Consider the following 18,121-nt stretch of genomic DNA (forward strand, 5'->3'; position numbering starts at 1 on the left):
TGGGCGTGAAATGGGCTCGGTTGAAGCGCTTCAACCGAGCCCATTTCACGCCCACAGCGGGTGACGGGTCACGACGGGGCGTGCTTGGCCAGGAATGCGTAGACCTCTGTCGCGTCGACGCCCGGGAACGCGCCGGACGGGAGCGCGGAGAGCACGTGCTGGTGCATGCGGGCGCTCGGCCACGACGCGTCCTCCCAGCGCGTCGCCGCGTCGGCGGCGGGGCGGCGGCAGCACGACTCGTCCGGGCACGACGACTGGCGCCGCACGGTCGTGTCCCGGCCGCGGAACCACTTCGCCGACGCGAAGGGCACCCCGACGGCGATCGAGAACTGGCCGGTCGTCGTCGTGCCGGTCTGGGTCGAGCACCAGAACGTCCCGGCGGGCGTGTCCGTGTACTGGTACGACTCCTGCGCGCGGTCGCGGCGCGTGAACGCCTCCCGGACGGCCCACCGTCGGCAGACCATCTGGCCCTCGATCGCGCCGGTCACGTCGGCGGGCAGGGGCAGCCCGTCGTTCTCGTACCCCCGGAACAGCGCGCCGTCGTCGCCCACGCGCAGGAAGTGCAGCGGGATACCGAGGTGCACCGTCGCGAGGTTCGTGAAGCGCTGCGCCGCGGCCTCGTGCGTCACGCCGAACGCGTCGCGGAGGTCCTCGACCGCGAGGTCCTTCTCGCGCTTGCGCCGCTCGAGGAACTCGACGGCGGCGGACTGCGGGATGAGGCAGCACGCCGCGAAGTACGTGATCTCGACGCGCTGGCGCAGGAACTCCGCGTACGAGCGCGGCCGCTCGTGCCCGAGGACGCGGTGCGCGATGGCCTGGAGGGCGAGCGAGCGCAGCCCGTGGCCGCCGGGGATCGACGCCGGCGGCAGGTAGATGCGCCCGTTCTCCAGGTCCGTGACGGTGCGCGTCGAGTGCGGCAGGTCGTCCACGTGCCAGATGGTGAAGCCGAGCTGCTCCGCCATGCGCGCGACCGTCCGGTGGGTCAGCGCGCCGACGGTGTACCCGGCCGCGCGGGCCATCTCCTCCGCGAGGGCCTCGATCTCCGGGTAGTAGTTGTCGCGCGCCTGGCGCTCGAGGCGGAGCTCGGTGTTCGCGCGCCGCGCCTCCTCCGGGGTCGCGACGGCCTCCGTCGCGCGGCGCTGGAGCTCGGCGTGCAGCCCGACGAGGTTCTCCAGGACGGGGAGCGGGAGCTTCTGGCTCGCCTTCACGGACGGCAGGCCCAGCCCGGCGAACAGCGGCCCGCGCTGCGCGCGGTCCAGCGCGATCTCCAGGGCGGCCCGGCGCGACGGCGGCTCGTCGGCGAGCAGGTCGGTCACGGGGACGTCGAGCGCCTGGGCGAGGTGCTGCAGGAGCGACAGGCGCGGCTCGCGGCGCCCGTTCTCGATCATCGACAGCAGGCTCGGGGCGGTGCCGACCGCCGCTCCGAGCGCGTCGAGCGTGAGCCCGCGGGCCGTGCGGAAGTGGCGCAGCCGGCGCCCGAGCGTGATGAGGTCCGCCTGCGGCGCGGCCGGCACGGGCTCGTCGGGGCCGCGGCCGGGCGGGGTGCGCGGAGGCACGCGGGGCTGCGAGCTGGTCACCCCTTGACAGTACGTCAAGATCCACGGATCTTCACAGCGTTCCGGTGGGAAAGTTCGTGCGCTGCTGCGTGAGGGTGGAAGGAGCACGAGGCCACCGCCGACCCCAGGGAGCACCCTCATGACCACCGCCGCCCGCACCGCCCGCACGCGCCGCACGCGGTCCGCCGCGCTGCTCGACGACGTGGAGACCGACCTCGCCGGTCTCCGGGCGCCGTCCGGCACGACCTCCGGCTCCGCCGTCGGCTCGCCGGACGGCGACCCGCGCCCCCGCGACGCCCGCGCGTGGGTGCGCGAGATCGCGAACCTCACCGAGCCCGACGCGATCGTGTGGTGCGACGGCTCCGCGGCCGAGAAGCAGCGGCTCACCGACCTGCTCGTCGACGCCGGGACGCTGCTCCCCCTCGATCCCGCCCTGCGGCCGGGCAGCTACCTCGCGCGGTCCGACCCGAGCGACGTCGCGCGCGTCGAGTCGCGCACCTTCATCTGCTCGCGCGCCGAGGTCGACGCCGGCCCGACGAACAACTGGCGCGAGCCCGCGGCGATGCGCGCCGAGCTGCGCGGGGTGTTCGACGGCTCGATGCGCGGCCGGACCATGTACGTCGTCCCGTTCTCGATGGGGCCGGTCGGCGGGCCGATCTCGCAGGTCGGCATCGAGGTCACCGACTCGCCGTACGTCGTCCTGAGCATGGGGATCATGACGCGCGTCGGCCAGGAGGTCATGGACCTGATCGACGCCGGCGCCCCGTTCGTCCCGGCCGTCCACTCGGTGGGCGCGCCCCTGGTCGACGACACGGGCGCGGTCCGCGAGGACGTGCCGTGGCCGTGCAACGACACGAAGTACATCGTCCACTTCCCCGAGACGCGCGAGATCTGGTCCTACGGCTCCGGGTACGGCGGCAACGCGCTCCTCGGCAAGAAGTGCTTCGCGCTGCGCATCGCGTCCGCGATGGCGCGCGACGAGGGCTGGCTCGCCGAGCACATGCTGCTCATCCGGGCGACGTCGCCCGAGGGCCGTGCGTACCACCTCGCCGCCGCGTTCCCGTCGGCGTGCGGCAAGACGAACCTCGCGATGCTGCGACCGACGATCCCCGGCTGGACGGTCGAGACCATCGGCGACGACATCGCGTGGCTGCGCCCCGGCCCCGACGGCCGCCTGCGCGCCATCAACCCCGAGGCGGGCTTCTTCGGCGTCGCGCCCGGCACCGGCGTCGAGACCAACCCGGCCGCCGTCGAGACGTTCGCGCGCGACACGATCTTCACGAACGTCGCACTCACCGACGACGGCGACGTGTGGTGGGAGGGCCTGACCCCCGAGCCGCCCGCGCACCTGATCGACTGGACCGGCCAGGACTGGACGCCCGACGCCGGCCGTCCCGCCGCGCACCCGAACTCGCGGTTCACCGTCTCCGCCGCGCAGTGCCCGACGATCGCCGACTCGTGGGAGGACCCCGAGGGCGTCCCGATCGACGCGATCGTGTTCGGCGGGCGCCGCGCGAGCAACGTGCCCCTCGTCGCGCAGGCGTACGGCTGGGAGCACGGCGTGTTCATGGGCGCCACCATCTCCTCCGAGCAGACGGCCGCCGCCGAGGGCACCGTCGGCGCCCTGCGCCGCGACCCGTTCGCGATGCTGCCCTTCTGCGGCTACAACATGGCCGACCACTGGGCGCACTGGCTGCGCGTCGGTGCATCGCTCGACCCGGACAAGCGGCCGAAGATCTTCCAGGTCAACTGGTTCCGCAAGGACGCCGACGGCCGCTTCCTGTGGCCCGGGTTCGGCGAGAACTCGCGCGTGGTGGCGTGGATCGCGGCGCAGGTCGACCGCTCGCGCGGCGTGCGCACCGACTCCGGCGCCGTGAAGAGCCCCGTCGGCCTGCTCCCCGCGCCGGGCGCGCTCGAGCTCGGCGGCCTCCACATGGACGACGGCGACCTCGACGCCCTGTTCGACGTCTCGCCCGAGCAGTGGCTCGCCGAGGCCGAGCTGACCGCCGAGTTCTTCGACACGTTCGGCAACCGCGTGCCCGACGAGCTCTGGGCGCAGCTCGCCCGGCTGCGGGACCGGCTCGGCGCGTAGCCCCCGCCGAGAGCCGCCCGACCGATGCGCTCCGGTTCGAGCGCTGCACTCCCCCGTGCAGCACTCGAACCGGAGCGCATCGTCCGGCGCGGGACGCGTCGCCGTCAGTACGCCGTGCCCATGAGGTCGCGGACGTCGGCGAGGGTGCGGTCCGCGATGGTGTTCGCGCGGGCGTTGCCCTCGCGGAGCACGTCGAGGGGGTCGGGGCCGTCGCCCGCGGCGAGCGCGCGGCGTCGGTCCCGCAGCGGACGCAGGTGCTCGACGAGCGCCTCGGTCACCACCTGCTTGAGCCGTCCCGCGCCCGCCGCTCCGACCTCGTCCGCGAGCGCCTCCGGCGTCGTCCCGGCCGCGAACGCGCCGAGCGTGAGGAGGTTCGCGACCTCCGGGCGGCGCTCGGGCTCGTAGGTGACGTGCCGCTCGGAGTCGGTGCGGTGGCGGCGGACGAAGCGCGCGGTCGCGTCCTCGTCGTCGCGCAGCTCCAGCGCGTTGCCCGCGGACTTGCTCATCTTGCGACCGTCCGTGCCGAGCACGGTGGGGGCGGGCGCGAGCAGCACGTCGGGCTCGGGGAAGTACGGCGCCGCGGCGGCGTAGCGCTGGTTGAAGCGGCGTGCGACGGTGCGCGTGAGCTCGACGTGCGGGAGCTGGTCCTGCCCGCCGGGCACGAGGTTGCCGTGGCAGAACAGGATGTCGGCGGCCTGGTGCACGGGGTAGGTGAACAGCAGGCCGCTCATGGGCCGTCCCTGCCGGGCCGCGGCGGCGACGGCCTCGGCCTTCACGGTCGGGTTGCGCTCGATCTCGGCCGTCGTGACGAGGCTGAGGAACGGCAGCAGGAGCTGGTTGAGGGCCGGGACCGCGGAGTGCGTGAAGATCGTCGTGCGCGCGGGGTCGATCCCCGCGGCGAGGTAGTCGAGCACGACCTCCCGCACGGTGGCGGGCAGGTCGCCGGCGTCGTCACGGTCGGTGATGACCTGGTAGTCGGCGACGACGAGCACGACCTCCACGCCGTCGTCCTGGAGCCGCACGCGGTTGGCGAGCGTGCCGAGGTAGTGGCCGAGGTGCAGCGCGCCGGTCGGGCGGTCGCCGGTGAGGACGCGGTACCCGGACGGGTCGGTCGCGAGGCGGGCCTCGATCTGCGCGGACCGCTCGCGCGCTGCGGCGACGGACGCGGTGGACGACGGCGCGGCTCCGGCCGCGGGGCGGGTCGCCTCGGCGACGGCGAGGGTCGTGGTCATGGTGGCTCTCCTTCGGTGGGGAGCCGCGCGCCGCGTGCCCGGTCGGGTGGGCCCGGACGTGACGACGTCCCGGCTGCGGCGCGCAGCTCGGGACGTGGGCAGGACTGGTCACGGCTGCGGGGGCAGCCACCACCAGCTCTGCGTGATCATGCGTCCACCTTACGCCGCGGGCCTCGCAGGGACGGAGCCCGGGTCAGGTCGCGCGGCGGGGAGCCCGGTCCGGGGGCACGGCCCGGCGGGCCGGGAGCGTCGCGATGGCGACCCCGGCGAGGCAGAGCGCGCCGCCCGCGAGAGTGACGGCCGCGGGGACCTCGGCGAGCACGAGCCAGGACAGCACGACGACGAGCGGCGGGACCAGGTACGTCGTCGCGGCGGCGCGGCCCGCGCTGAGGCGGGAAAGGGCGTACCCCCACGTCGTGAAGGCGACCGCCGTCGAGCCGAGGCCGAGCAGCACGACGGCCCACGTCGACGACGGCGGCGCCGCGGCGGTGTCGGCCGCGAGCGCCGGGGCGAGCGGGAGGAGGGCGGTGCGCCCCGACCTCGCCCACGAGGCGCTCCGGCTCGCGCGCGTCCTCGCCGGACTGGTCCCCGACGAGCACGAGGCCCACGCGCTGGTCGCCCTCCTCGAGCTCACCGCCGCGCGGTTCCCCGCCCGCACCACGCCCGACGGCGACCCCGTGCTGCTCGCCGACCAGGACCGACGGCGGTGGGACCGGTCCGCGATCCGGCGTGGCCGCGCGGCGCTGGCCCACGCCGACGCGGTCGGGCCGCCCGGTCACGGGCGCGGCGCCTACGGTCTCCAGGCCGCGATCGCCGAGTGCCACGCGGTGGCCCCGTCGGTCGAGAAGACGGACTGGGATCGCGTCGTCCTGCTCTACGAGGCGCTGGGACGGCTCGCGCCGTCGCCCGTCGTCGAGCTCAACCGGGCCGTCGCGGTCGCGATGGCGCACGGTCCGGCGGCGGCGCTGCCGATCGTCGACGAGCTCGTCGCGACCGACCGTCTGCCCGGGTTCCACCTCCTGCCGAGCGTGCGCGCGGAGCTGCTCGGCCGCCTGGGCCGCGTCGAGGAGGCCCGCGCGGAGTACGCGCTCGCGGTGCGGCTCTGCCCGAACGCCCGCGAGCAGGACCTGCTGCGCCGCAAGGCGGCCGCGCTCGGCACGTGAGGCGCTACGACGCGTCGGACGCCGTGTACGACCTGCCCGGCCAGTACGGCCACTCCTCGAAGTGCGCGACGCGCCCGTCCGGGGCGAACCGGAGCACCCAGAGGTCGCGGTACTCCTGCTCCTGGGGCGCGAGGTACCGGACCTCGAGGCGCACGACGGCGTCCGGCCCGTCCACCGCGACGGGCTCCGCGGTCACGGTGAACGTCGCCCCCTCGTCCGCGGTCCAGAAGCCGCGGATCGCGTCGTGGCCGCGCAGGGGCTCGTCGTCGTAGGGCGAGCGCAGGTACGTCGCGTCCGGGGTGAACAGGCGCTCGACGGCGGTCGTGTCGTTCGCGCGCCACGCCTCCTCGTACGCGGCGACCCAGGCCATCACGGCCTCGCGGTGGACGGCCTCAGCCACGGGAGCCTCCTCGATCGTTCGTCGACGGCCCCACCGACGCTACCCGTCCCGCGACGCTGCGAGAATCGGTGCGTGAGCGAGACCCCCGACCCCCGCACCGACTGGCGGCCGCACGTCGCCGACCCAGCCGCCCGACCGCCGTCGACCCTGCCCCACGTGGTGTTCTTCGAGCCGCGCATCCCCGGCAACACGGGCAACGCGATCCGGCTCGCGGCGGTGACCGGGGCACGTCTGCACCTCGTCGAGCCGCTCGGGTTCGACCTGGACGAGCCCAAGCTGCGCCGCGCGGGCCTGGACTACCACGACCTCGCGTCCGTCGAGGTCCACGCGGACCTGGACGGCGCGCTCGCGACCCTTCCCGGCCGGGTCTTCGCGTTCACGACGCGCGCGACGACGTCGTTCACCGACGTGACCTACCGGCCGGACGACGTCCTGCTGTTCGGCCCCGAGCCCACGGGCCTGCCCGACGACGTGCTGGCCCACGAGCGCATCACGGACCAGCTCAAGATCCCCATGCTCCCCGGGCGCCGCTCGCTCAACCTCACCAACGCGGCGTCGATCGCCGTCTACGAGGCGTGGCGGCAGACGGGGTTCGCCGGCGGCGCGTAAGGGAAAGCACGTACCTGGTGAAGGTCAAAGTTACGTACTCCTCGAGTTGCTGGCAGGGCTGCACCACGGTGAACTGTGGCCGAGCCGATCCCGGCCTTCACACCTGAGCAAAGGAGCTCCATGCGAACCATCCGACTGCGCGCCCTGGCCGTCTCCGCCCTCGCTGCCGCCGCCGTCGCGATCGCGCCCTCGGCGAGCGCGGCCCCCTACGACGGCGGCGTGTGCTCGTTCGACGTCACCCGGTCCGGGAACGTCTTCACCGTCAGCGCGGGCACGTGCGACTGGGTGCTGCTCGAGGTGTACGGCTACGCCTACGGGATGAACCTCAACCGCTCGGTCTCGACGACGAGCGTCGCGTCGGTGACGATCGAGGGACCGGTGTGGGGCGTGACCGGCGCTGCCGCGGTGGGCCGCAAGGGTGGCGTGACGGGACCCGTCGTCCGCGTGCTCTGACCACCCCTACCCCGGTGGTGTGGGCATGAAATGGGCCTGGTCTCCTGACGGAGACCAGGCCCATTTCATGCCCGCAGTGCGGGGTTGACGGTCCGGTCAGACGAGGTCGCGGACCGCTGCGTACTGGTCGCGGATCGCCGGGACCGGGTCGGCCTCGACCACCGTGGCCGACGACGCGGCCCAGGTGGGCGGCGCGACGTCCGCCCCCGGGCCGGCCTTGTGCGCGGCGAGGACCCACGCGGCCTGGCGCGCGGCGCCGTCGGCCACGTACTCGCCGGGCTCGGGGACCGTGACGGGCAGGCCGAGGACCTGCGGCGCGATGCGCCGGACCGCCTCGGACTGCGCGCCGCCGCCGATGAGCTGCACGCGCTCGACCCGGACGCCGAGCGCCCGCAGCGCGTCGAGCCCGTCCGCGAGGCCGCACAGCATGCCCTCGACGTACGCGCGCGCGAGGTGCTCCGGCGTCGACGTGCCGAGCCGGATCCCGTGCAGCGTGCCCGACGCGTCCGGACGGTTGGGCATGCGCTCGCCCTCCAGGTACGGCACGAGCACGAGCCCGTCCGCGCCGGGGGGCGCCTGGAGCGCGAGCCGCGACAGCCCCGCGTGGTCGACGCCGAGGACGGCGCGCGCCGCGTCGAGCACGCGGCTCGCGTTGAGCGTCACCGCGAGCAGCAGGTACCGACCCGTCGCGTCGGAGAACCCGTTGACGAGGCCCGACCCGTCGGCGGTGCGGTCGTCGGTCACCGCGGACACGACGCCCGACGTGCCGATCGACACCGCCACGTCGCCCGCGACCATGCCGAGGCCGAGGGCCGCGCCCGCGTTGTCGCCCGCGCCGGGGCCGAGGAGCGTGCCGCCCTCGACGGCGCTGCCTGCGACCGAGGCGTGCGCGACGCCCGCCACGGCCGACGGCGCGACGACGCGCGGCAGCACGACGTCCGTCCGCCCGAACGCGAGCTCCAGCAGGTCGAGGCGGTACGCGCCCCGTCCGTCGTCACCGTCGCCGCGGGTCGCGTCGTAGTACCCCGTGCCCGACGCGTCGGACGCGTCGGTGACGAGCGCGTCGAGGTCCGGGCCGAGCGGCGCGGACTCGTCGCCCGCCGGGCCGTACCCGGCGATGCGCCACGTGAGCCAGTCGTGCGGCAGCGCGACGGCGGCGACGCGCGCCGCGTTCTCGGGCTCGGCGTCGCGCAGCCAGCGCAGCTTGGTCACGGTGAGCGAGGCGACCGGCACCGACCCGATCGCGTCGGCCCACGCCTGCGCGCCGGCCTCGGTCGCGGACTCGACCCGGTCGTGGGCGTCGGGGACGCCCTCGGCGAGGCGGGCCTCGCCGAGCTCACGGATCAGGTCGCGCGCCGCGGGCGCCGAGCGCGTGTCGTTCCACAGGAGCGCGTCGCGCACCACGTTCCCGTCCGCGTCGAGCGCGACGAGCCCGTGCTGCTGGCCGCCGACGGCGAGCGCCGCGACGTCGTCGAGCCCGCCCGCCGCGGAGGCGGCCTCGCGGAACGCGGCCCACCACGCGTCGGGGTGGACCTCCGTGCCGTCGGGGTGCTTGGCCGAGCCCGTGCGCACGAGGGCGCCCGTCGCGGCGTCGCGCACGACGACCTTGCAGGACTGCGTGGACGTGTCGACGCCGGCGACGAGCGTGCGCTCGCCGCCGGCGTCGGACGTCCGGGCGTCGGTCGTCACCTCAGCCGATCAGGTGCTCGAGCGCGAGCTGGTTGAGGCGCACGAAGCCGAAGTCGCGGTTCGCCGCGGCGTCGACGTCGAAGTCCTCGTACGCGCTGCGGTCCGCGAGCAGGTCGGCGACGGACTCGCCCTCGCCGAGCGTGGACTGGCCGAGCTCGAACACGCCGGAGTGCGCGAACGCCTCCTGGACGCGGCTGTCGGCGCGGTACGCCGCGGCCTTGCGCGCGAGCAGGCGGTAGGTCTCCATGTTGGCGCGCGCGGAGTCCCACACGCCGACCTCGTTCTCGGTGCGCGACGGCTTGTAGTCGAAGTGGCGCGGGCCCGTGTACGTGGGGCCGCCGTTCGGGAAGCCGTTCTCGAGCAGGTCGACCGTGAAGAACGCCGAGAGCAGGTCGCCGTGGCCGAACACGAGGTCCTGGTCGAACTTGATCGAGCGCTGGCCGTTGAGGTCGATGTGGAAGAGCTTGCCCGCCCACAGCGCCTGCGCGAGGCCGTGCGTGTAGTTGAGGCCCGCCATCTGCTCGTGGCCCGTCTCCGGGTTGAGGCCCACGATGTCGCCGTTGTCGAGCTTGGCGATGAGGCCGAGCGCGTGGCCGATGGTCGGCAGGAAGATGTCGCCGCGGGGCTCGTTCGGCTTGGGCTCGAGCGCGATCTTGAGGTCGTAGCCCTTCTCCTTGATGTACGCCGCCGTGAGGTCGAGGCCCTCGGCGTAGCGCTCGTGCGCGGAGTGCAGGTCCTTGGCGCCGTCGTACTCGGTGCCCTCGCGGCCACCCCACATGACGAACGTCTTGGCGCCCAGCTCGGCCGTGAGGTCGACGTTGCGCAGCACCTTGCGCAGCGCGTAGCGGCGCACGCCGCGGTCGTTCGACGTGAGGCCGCCGTCCTTGAACACGGGGTGGCTGAACAGGTTCGTCGTCACCATCTCGATGACCAGGCCCGTGTCCTGCGCCGCCTGGCGCACGGAGTCGAGGCGCTTGGTGCGCTCGGCGTCGTCCGCGCCGAACGGCACGACGTCGTCGTCGTGGAACGTGAAGCCCCACGCGCCGAGGTCGGCCAGGCGGCGCACGGACTCGGCCGGGTCGAGCGCGGGACGGCTCGCGCTGCCGAACTGGTCCTGCGCGGTCCAGCCCACGGTCCACAGACCGAAGGAGAAGTTGATGTCTGCGTCGTGCCGGGTGGTCTCGTCGGCCACGGTGGTCTCCTCGTCGAGAGGGCCGTGACGCGGTCCTCGCGTCGACGGCCTATTTTTGTCTTACGGATGAACTTATCCGCCCGGGTCGGTAAGGTCAAGACCGTGAACCGCAGCGTCGCGACCCGCACGGGTCCCCCAGCAGCACGGCAGGCCACGCTGCGCGAGCACAACCTCGCCCTCGTCGCCCGCGCGGTCTTCGAGTCCGCCCACCCCTGCTCGCGCGCCGACATCGCCGCGGCGAGCGGCCTCACGCGCGCGACCGTCTCGACCCTCGTGGACCGGCTCGTCGCCGCGGGCATCGTCGCCGAGCTCCCGCCGGCGACCCCGCAGCGCGCCGGACGGCCCGCCGTCCCCCTCGCGCCCGCGCCGCACTCGCTCGTCGGGCTCGGCCTCGAGGTCAACGTCGACTACCTCGGCGGCCGCGTGCTCGACCTCACCGGCGCCGTCGTCGCCGAGCACGTCGACCCGGACGACCTGCACGACAGCGACCCCGCCGAGGTGCTCGCCCGGCTCGGTCGCATCGCGCAGGACCTCCTCGCGACCGTCCGCGCCGACGGCATGACGGTCGCGGGAGCCCGCCTCGCCCTCCCCGGCCTCGTCGACACGCGCGCCGGACGGCTCGAGGTCGCGCCTAACCTCGGCTGGTCCCACCTCGACCCCGTCCGCCTCCTCGGCCTCGACCCGGACGTCCCCGTCGAGATCGGCAACGAGGCCAAGCTCGCCGCGCTCGCCCAGGCGAGCCGCGGCGTCGTGCCCGACGACGCGACCGAGCCCGCACCGTCCACCTACCTCTACGTGTCGGGCGACGTCGGCATCGGCTCCGCGATCGTCGTCGACCGCCGGCTCTTCCACGGCCGCCACGGCTGGACCGGCGAGGTCGGGCACGTCGTCGTGGACCCGCGCGGCCCACGCTGCCGCTGCGGCGCGACCGGCTGCCTCGAGCAGTACGCGGGCAAGGACGCGCTCCTGCGCGGTGCGGGCCTGCCGGTCGACGCCCCCACCGAGACGCTCGTCGCCGCGCTCGACGCCGCGGAGCCCGCCGCGCTCGCCGTCGTCGAGCAGGCCGGGACCGCGCTCGGCAGCGCGCTCGCCGACTACGTGAACCTCGTCGACATCGACACCGTCCTGCTCGGCGGCATCTACCCCGCGCTCCTGCCGTACCTGCGCGGCGCGGCCGAGGCCGAGCTGCGCACGCGCGTCCTCGCCGCCCCGTGGACGGACGTCGTCCTGCTCCCCGCCCCGGTCGGCGACCACGCGGCCCTCACCGGCGGCGCGCGCGAGGTCCTGCGCGCCGTCGTCGAGGACCCGAGCGCCTGGGTCGCCGAGGACTGATCCCCGGGCGCGCGCCGGTGGTGCGCGCCCAGGGGCCCGCGTCAGGCCAGGTCGAGCCCGACCGCCGCCCACGAGAGCGCCGGGAGCGTCAGCCGCACCTCGCCATCCTCGACGCGCGCGCCGAGCGGCACGGGGCGGACGGGCTGCGCGTCCCGCGTGTTGGTCACGAACCGGTCGTGCCCCTCGGGGACCGTCAGCACGACGGCGTCGCGCACCGCCCGCACCCCGCCCGCGGCGAGCGTGACCTCGACAGGGTGCTCCGGGTCACGGTTCACGCAGAACACCTCGACACGACCGTCGGCGGTCGTCGTCGCGGAGACGTCGACGACGGGCACGTCGCCGTACGCGGCGGTCGGGACGGTCGGGCAGTCCGCGGCGACGCGCAGCGCGGCGCCCCGCGCACGGGCGGCCGTGATCGCGAAGGGCCAGAAGATGGTCTGCCGCCACGCGTCGGTGTCGGGCTCGGTGCGGATCGGCGCGATGACGTTGACGAGCTGCGCCTGGTTCGCCATCGAGACCCGGTCCGCGTGCCGGACGAGCGAGTTGAGCAGGCTCCCGACGACGACGGCGTCCGCCACCGCGTACTCGTCCTCGATGATCCGCGGCGCGACGTTCCACGCGCCCGTCAGCAGCGGCTCCTTGTCCCGCTCGTTGAAGCGGTCGAGGTACCACACGTTCCACTCGTCGACGCTGATGCCGAGCCGCCGACCCTGCATCCGGTCGCCGAGCGCCGCCTCCTCCTCGTCGAGGATCTCCGCGACGGTCGCGATGTAGCGGTCGAGCCCGACGCCGGACGCGAGGAAGGAGGGCAGGTCGCCCGGGGTCTCCTCGTAGTAGGCGTGCAGCGACACGTGGTCGACGAGCCCGGCGGTCTGGCGGACCACCTCGCGCTCCCAGTCCCCGAACGTCGGCTGGTCGGCCGACGACGACCCCGCCGCGACGAGCTCGACCGTCGGGTCGACGAAGCGCATCAGCCGCGCGGTCTCGGCCGCGAGCCGGCCGTACTCGTGGGCCGTCTTGTGGCCGATCTGCCAGTCGCCGTCCATCTCGTTGCCGAGGCACCACAGGCGGAAGCCGAACGGGTCCGGCGCGCCGTTCGCCCGACGCTCGTCGGACAGCGCGGTACCGCCCGGGTGGTTGCAGTACTCGAGGAGCTGCGCCGCCTCGGCCGCGCCGCGCGTGCCGAGGTTGACCGCCATCATGACCTCGAGCCCCGCGCGCTCGGCCCACCCGGCGAACTCGTGCAGCCCGACCTGGTTGGTCTCGATGCTGTGCCAGGCGGCGTCCAGCCGGACCGGGCGCTGCTCGCGCGGGCCGACGGAGTCCTCCCACCGGAAACCGGAGACGAAGTTCCCGCCCGGGTAGCGCACGACCGTCGCACCCAGCTCGCGCACGAGCTCGAGCACGTCGCCGCGGAAGCCGTCGGCGTCGGCCGAGGGGTGCCCGGGGTCGTGGATCCCCCCGTACACGCAGCGCCCCATGTGCTCGACGAACGTGCCGAACAGCCGCGGAGAGACGGCGCCCACGGCGTCGTCCGGATCGATCTGGATGCGTGCGTGGGTCATGGTCCTCGTCTCGTGGGTCGGTGCCGACGGGTCGACGGCGGGGCTCTGCGGTGCGCGGGCGACGCTCAGCGACGTGTGGCCGCGGCGGGCGGGGGTGCGGTGCTCGCGCGCTCGACGAGACGGGTGGGCACGAGCCGCGTCCCGGTCTCGGCGACGCCGTCGTGCACCTGGCGCAGGACCTGCTCGACGCACCGACGCCCCACCTCGGCGAAGTCCTGGTGGACGGTCGTCAGGGGCGGCAGGAACTCGCTCGACTCGGGCAGGTCGTCGAACCCGACGACGCTCACGTCCTGCGGCACGCGCCGGCCCGCGTCGTGCAGGGCGCGCACGAGCCCGAGCGCCATCTGGTCGTTCGCGACGAACACCGCGGTCACGTCGTCGTCCTCGGCGAGCCGCCGCCCGGCCTCGTAGCCCGACGCGGGCGACCAGTCGCCCCGCTCCGGCTCGGGCACCGGACGGCCGGCGCGCTCCAGCGTCTCGCGCCACGCGACGGCCCGGCGCTCGGCCGCGAAGGAGCTCTCCGGGCCGGCGAGGTGGTGGACGGTGCGGTGGCCGAGGTCGAGCAGGTGCTGCACCGCCTGGCGGGTGCCGTCCGCCTGGTCCGTGTCGACGACGGCGTACGCGTCGCCGGCGTCGGAGTCGGCGACCACGACCTTCACCCCGGGCGGGAGGTTGACTCGCGCCACGTCGAGCAGGTGCACCTCCATGAGGAGGATGATCGCGTCGACGGCCAGCTCGCCGAGGCGCGTGAACGCGCCGTGCACGCCACCCTGGGTCGGCGCGGCGACGGGGATGACGGTGATCGCGTAGCCCTGGGCGGCCGCGGACGTCGCGATGGCCTCGAGCGTGCGGACGTTGCCCGTGGTCGCGAGCGAGAAGAGGATCACGCCGATGGTCCGGAACGTGCCGCTCTTGAGCGCGCGGGCCGCGCTGTTCGGCCGGTAGTCGAGCTCGGCCATCGCGGCGAGCACGCGGGTGCGCGTCTCCTCCACGACCCCGGGGTGCCCGTTGGCGACGCGCGACACGGTCTGCGCGGACACCCCGGCCATCCGGGCGACGTCGGCCATCGACACGCGGCGGACGTCGTGCGGCCGGCGGGCCCGGGCCGGCTCGACGGCGGGGACCGTCTCGGCGACCGGAGCGGTCCGCCGCTGCGGCGCCGTCGTCGTGACGGGGGCGTCGTCGTCGAGCCGGTTGGTCATCCGTCGTCCTCGCGGTCAGTGGCGGCACAGCTCCAGCGCTGGTTCGGCGCCGTCGCGCCGACGTCGACCACCCTAAGCGATGTTTGCGCAAACATCGAATGTCGTGCATGCTGATGTTTGCGTAAACAAGGGCGACGACCGGCGTCCCCTTCCCCCGACGACGAGGACACAGCATGACGACGACGTCCCCACCCGTGGCAGGAGCGTCCCTGCCATCGGTCGACGCACCTTCGTCCCCCCGCACCCGACGCCACCGGCGCTCGTGGGTCGGCTGGGGCTTCGTGGGTCCGTTCATGGCCGTGTTCGCCCTGGTGTTCCTCGCACCCATCGCGTACTCCCTGTACCTGAGCCTGTTCCGCACGCAGATGGTCGGCGGCACGCACTTCGTGGGTCTCGACAACTACGCCCGGGCGTTCTCGGACCCGCAGTTCTGGGAGGCGCTCGGGCGCGTCAGCCTCTTCCTCGTGGTCCAGGTGCCGATCATGCTCGGCCTCGCGCTGCTCGTCGCCCTCGCGATCGACAGCGGCCGGCTCTACGGCAAGTCGTTCTTCCGCATCTCGATCTTCCTGCCGTACGCCGTCCCGGCCGTCGTCGCGACGCTCATGTGGGGCTTCATGTACGGCACGCGGTTCGGGCTCGTCGGCAACATCAACGACGCGCTCGGCGTCTCGCTGCCCAACCCGCTCTCCCCCGACCTCGTGCTCGCCTCGATCGGCAACATCGTGACCTGGGAGTTCGTGGGCTACAACATGCTCATCTTCTACTCGGCGCTGCGGGTGATCCCCACGTCGCTGTACGAGGCCGCGGAGCTCGACGGGGCCAGCCAGTGGCGCATCATCTCGGCGATCAAGCTGCCCGCGATCCGCGGCGCGCTGGTCATCGCGACGATCTTCTCGATCATCGGCTCCTTCCAGCTCTTCAACGAGCCGAGCATCCTGCAGGCGCTCGCCCCGAACGCGATCACGACGTACTTCACCCCGAACCTGTACGCGTACTCGCTGTCCTTCTCCGGGCAGCAGTACAACTACTCGGCCACGGTCGCGATCATCATGGGCGTCGTCACGATGATCGTCGCCTACGTGGTCCAGCTCCGCGGCATGCGCAAGGAGGCCTGAGACCATGACCACCGCGACCCCCACGGCCTCCGCAGCGTCCCGCCCCGGACCGAAGCCCGTCCGCCTCCGCACGCCCCGGCGTGCCGCGTACTCCGCCGACAAGCCCCGCCGCAGCGTGCTGCTCACCGTCCTGACCGGCGTCGTGCTCGTGTACTCGCTCGTCCCGCTCGTCTGGCTCGTCGTCAACGCGACGAAGACCCAGCCCGACCTCTTCGACAGCTTCGGGCTGTGGTTCGGCAGCGAGTTCGCGCTGGTCGACAACGTCGTCCAGACGCTCACCTACGACGACGGCATCTTCGTCCGCTGGCTCGCCAACACCCTGCTCTACGTGGTCGTGGGCGCCGGCGGGGCCACGTTCCTCGCCGTGATGGGCGGGTACGCGCTCGCCAAGTTCGACTTCCCCGGCAAGCGAGGCGTGTTCGCGACCGTCATCGGCGCCGTCGCGGTGCCGGGCACGGCGCTCGCCGTGCCGACGTTCCTCATGTTCAGCCAGATGGGCCTGACGAACACTCCCTGGGCCGTGATCATCCCGTCGCTGATCTCCCCGTTCGGCCTCTACCTCATGTGGACCTACGCCGCCGAGTCGGTGCCCCAGGAGCTGCTGGAGGCCGCCCGCGTCGACGGCGCCAACGAGGCCCGCACGTTCTTCCAGGTGTCCCTGCCGCTGCTCGCGCCCGGCATCGTCACCGTCCTGCTCTTCACCATGGTCGCGACCTGGAACAACTACTTCCTGCCGCTGATCATGCTCAAGGACCCCGACTGGTACCCGCTGACCCTCGGGCTCAACGCGTGGAACGCCCAGGCGGCCACCGCGGGCGGGCAGGCGATCTTCAACCTCGTCATCACCGGCGCGGTCCTGACGATCCTGCCCCTCGTGATCGCGTTCCTGTTCCTGCAGCGCTACTGGCAGTCCGGCCTCGCGGCCGGCTCGGTCAAGGAGTGACGGTCCGACGCCGGACCGTCCACCCACCCGCCGGCACCCCGGCGCACACCCCCACCCGCACCACCCCACGCACCACCCGTCCGTCTGACGACGAAGTGAGAGGAACCCGCATGTCCCCCATCACCCGCAGGTCGCGCCGAGCGACCGCCGCCATCGCCGCCACCGGCGTCCTCGCCCTCGTGCTCACCGCCTGCAGCGGCGGGTCGGGCGGCGGGAGCTCCGACGACGCGGAGAGCGCCCTCGAGGAGGGCGGCACGATCACCGTGTGGGCCTGGGACCCCACGCTGGAGAGCGTCGCCGCCGACTTCGAGGAGGAGAACCCCGGGGTGACGGTCGACATCGTCAACGCCGGCACCGGCAACGACCAGTACACGGCCCTCCAGAACGCGATCGCCGCCGGCTCCGGCGTGCCCGACGTCGCGCAGATCGAGTTCTACGCCCTCCCGCAGTTCGCGCTCTCCGAGGCGCTCACCGACCTCTCGTCCTACGGGGCCGACGACCTCGACGGCACGTTCACGCCCGGCCCGTGGGACGCCGTGACGCAGGGCGACGGCGTCTACGCGCTGCCGACCGACTCCGGCCCGATGGCGCTCTTCTACAACAAGCGCGTGTTCGACGAGCACGGCATCGCGGTACCGACGACGTGGGACGAGTACGTCGAGGCCGCCCGGGCGCTGCACGCCGCCGACCCCGGCGCGTACCTCACCAACGACACGGGCGACGCCGGCTTCACGACCTCCATGATCTGGCAGGCCGGCGGGCGCCCCTACCAGGTCGACGGGACCGACGTCACCGTCGACTTCTCCGACGAGGGCACGCAGAAGTTCGCGACGACGTGGCAGCAGATGATCGACGAGGACCTCGTCGCGCCCGTCACGTCGTGGAGCGACGAGTGGTACCAGGGCCTCGCCGACGGGTCGATCGCGAGCCTCGTGATCGGCGCCTGGATGCGCGGCAACCTCGAGACCTCGGTCGAGTCCGCCTCGGGCGACTGGGCCGTCGCGCCCATGCCGCAGTGGGAGTCCGGCGCCGACGTCACCTCCGAGAACGGTGGCAGCTCGCTCGCCATCCCGGCGGCGAGCAAGAACCAGGACCTCGCGTGGGCGTTCCTCGAGTACGCGACGGTCGGTGACGGGATCGCGACCCGCGTCGCCGAGGGCGCGTTCCCCGCGACCGTCGCCGAGCTCGAGGCCGACGACTTCACGCAGCAGGAGTTCGAGTACTTCGGCGGCCAGAAGGTCAACGAGGTCCTCGCGGACTCCGCCGCGCACGTCGCCGAGGGCTGGGCGTACCTGCCGTTCCAGGTGTACGCGAACTCCGTCTTCAACGACACCGTCGGCAAGGCCTACGTCTCGGGCACCCCGCTCGCCGACGGGCTGACCGCGTGGCAGGACGCCACGGTCACCTACGGCAAGGACCAGGGCTTCACCGTCAACGAGTGACGCGCTGACACCGTCACCCCCGGTCGTGGGGGGGGGGGGGGGGGGGCCCCCCCCCCGGCCGGCCCCGGCTCGCCGGGGGCGCGCGCGCCTGCGGGGCGGCGCCGCCGCCGCCCCCCGCCCCCCGCGCGCGCAGGGA

The 18,121-nt window shown here is 73.9% G+C and carries 14 protein-coding genes and 2 pseudogenes; 8 read left to right on the top strand and 8 right to left on the bottom strand.

Annotated elements, in window-relative coordinates; translation table 11 throughout:
* Positions 1-68: 68 nt before the first annotated feature.
* On the bottom strand, positions 69-1,514 hold the full coding sequence (locus ACFC2L_RS01065) for a helix-turn-helix domain-containing protein (RefSeq protein ID WP_375822754.1): 1,446 nt from the start codon (positions 1,512-1,514) through the stop codon (positions 69-71).
* A gap of 181 nt (positions 1,515-1,695) precedes the next feature.
* Here ACFC2L_RS01065 and ACFC2L_RS01070 point away from each other — a divergent pair, with 181 nt between their 5' ends.
* Complete coding sequence (locus tag ACFC2L_RS01070) at positions 1,696-3,648, top strand: phosphoenolpyruvate carboxykinase (GTP) (RefSeq protein WP_375822388.1); 1,953 nt, start codon at positions 1,696-1,698, stop codon at positions 3,646-3,648.
* Between the two features lie 104 nt (positions 3,649-3,752).
* Here the strand turns inward: ACFC2L_RS01070 and trpS are convergent, their stop codons facing one another.
* Both trpS and ACFC2L_RS01080 read right to left on the bottom strand, forming a co-directional pair.
* Positions 3,753-4,880 carry a tryptophan--tRNA ligase gene (gene trpS, locus ACFC2L_RS01075; protein ID WP_375822389.1) on the bottom strand — a complete coding sequence of 376 codons (1,128 nt, stop codon included), beginning with the start codon at positions 4,878-4,880 and terminating at the stop codon, positions 3,753-3,755.
* 193 nt (positions 4,881-5,073) lie between these two features.
* Positions 5,074-5,346 (bottom strand): annotated as a pseudogene (locus ACFC2L_RS01080) (EamA family transporter); the annotation flags it as partial.
* A 37-nt stretch (positions 5,347-5,383) separates the two neighbouring features.
* Between ACFC2L_RS01080 and ACFC2L_RS01085 the strand changes: the two are divergent.
* Positions 5,384-6,043 (top strand): annotated as a pseudogene (locus tag ACFC2L_RS01085) (RNA polymerase sigma factor); the annotation flags it as partial.
* Positions 6,044-6,047: 4 nt separating this feature from the next.
* Here ACFC2L_RS01085 and ACFC2L_RS01090 read toward each other — a convergent pair.
* Positions 6,048-6,443 (bottom strand): YybH family protein, encoded by a 396-nt coding sequence (locus ACFC2L_RS01090; RefSeq protein ID WP_375822390.1) that lies wholly within the window; start codon positions 6,441-6,443, stop codon positions 6,048-6,050.
* A gap of 147 nt (positions 6,444-6,590) precedes the next feature.
* Here ACFC2L_RS01090 and ACFC2L_RS01095 point away from each other — a divergent pair, with 147 nt between their 5' ends.
* Positions 6,591-7,052, top strand: coding sequence for a tRNA (cytidine(34)-2'-O)-methyltransferase (locus ACFC2L_RS01095; RefSeq protein ID WP_375822756.1), 462 nt, complete (start codon positions 6,591-6,593; stop codon positions 7,050-7,052).
* 120 nt (positions 7,053-7,172) lie between these two features.
* Entirely contained in the window at positions 7,173-7,505 is a 333-nt protein-coding gene (locus tag ACFC2L_RS01100) for a hypothetical protein (RefSeq protein WP_375822391.1), read from the top strand.
* 96 nt (positions 7,506-7,601) lie between these two features.
* Here the strand turns inward: ACFC2L_RS01100 and ACFC2L_RS01105 are convergent, their stop codons facing one another.
* A complete protein-coding gene (locus ACFC2L_RS01105) occupies positions 7,602-9,194 on the bottom strand; it encodes a xylulokinase (protein ID WP_375822392.1) in 1,593 nt (530 codons plus the stop codon).
* Between the two features lies 1 nt (position 9,195).
* On the bottom strand, positions 9,196-10,386 hold the full coding sequence (gene xylA, locus ACFC2L_RS01110) for a xylose isomerase (RefSeq protein ID WP_375822393.1): 1,191 nt from the start codon (positions 10,384-10,386) through the stop codon (positions 9,196-9,198).
* Positions 10,387-10,488: 102 nt separating this feature from the next.
* Between xylA and ACFC2L_RS01115 the strand changes: the two genes are divergently transcribed.
* Positions 10,489-11,718: an ROK family protein gene (locus ACFC2L_RS01115; protein ID WP_375822394.1), complete on the top strand. Its 1,230-nt coding sequence runs from the start codon at positions 10,489-10,491 to the stop codon at positions 11,716-11,718.
* Between the two features lie 41 nt (positions 11,719-11,759).
* On the opposite strand, the gene ACFC2L_RS01120 is transcribed toward ACFC2L_RS01115, so the two are convergent.
* Positions 11,760-13,283, bottom strand: a complete 1,524-nt coding sequence (locus ACFC2L_RS01120; RefSeq protein WP_375822395.1) for an alpha-N-arabinofuranosidase — start codon at positions 13,281-13,283, stop codon at positions 11,760-11,762.
* A 65-nt stretch (positions 13,284-13,348) separates the two neighbouring features.
* Positions 13,349-14,350, bottom strand: coding sequence for a LacI family DNA-binding transcriptional regulator (locus ACFC2L_RS01125; protein ID WP_043654319.1), 1,002 nt, complete (start codon positions 14,348-14,350; stop codon positions 13,349-13,351).
* Between the two features lie 308 nt (positions 14,351-14,658).
* Between ACFC2L_RS01125 and ACFC2L_RS01130 the strand changes: the two genes are divergently transcribed.
* From ACFC2L_RS01130 to ACFC2L_RS01140, 3 genes are all read left to right on the top strand, one after another.
* On the top strand, positions 14,659-15,600 hold the full coding sequence (locus ACFC2L_RS01130) for a carbohydrate ABC transporter permease (protein ID WP_114553153.1): 942 nt from the start codon (positions 14,659-14,661) through the stop codon (positions 15,598-15,600).
* Positions 15,601-15,604: 4 nt separating this feature from the next.
* A complete protein-coding gene (locus tag ACFC2L_RS01135; protein WP_043654299.1) occupies positions 15,605-16,543 on the top strand; it encodes a carbohydrate ABC transporter permease in 939 nt (312 codons plus the stop codon).
* Between the two features lie 110 nt (positions 16,544-16,653).
* The gene (locus ACFC2L_RS01140; protein WP_085388511.1) at positions 16,654-17,985 is read left to right on the top strand and encodes an ABC transporter substrate-binding protein; all 1,332 of its coding nucleotides are present in this window, start codon (positions 16,654-16,656) and stop codon (positions 17,983-17,985) included.
* The last annotated feature ends 136 nt before the right edge of the window (positions 17,986-18,121 follow it).

The organism is Cellulosimicrobium sp. NPDC055967, assembly GCF_042269845.1.
Taxonomy (GTDB): Bacteria; Actinomycetota; Actinomycetes; order Actinomycetales; family Cellulomonadaceae; genus Cellulosimicrobium.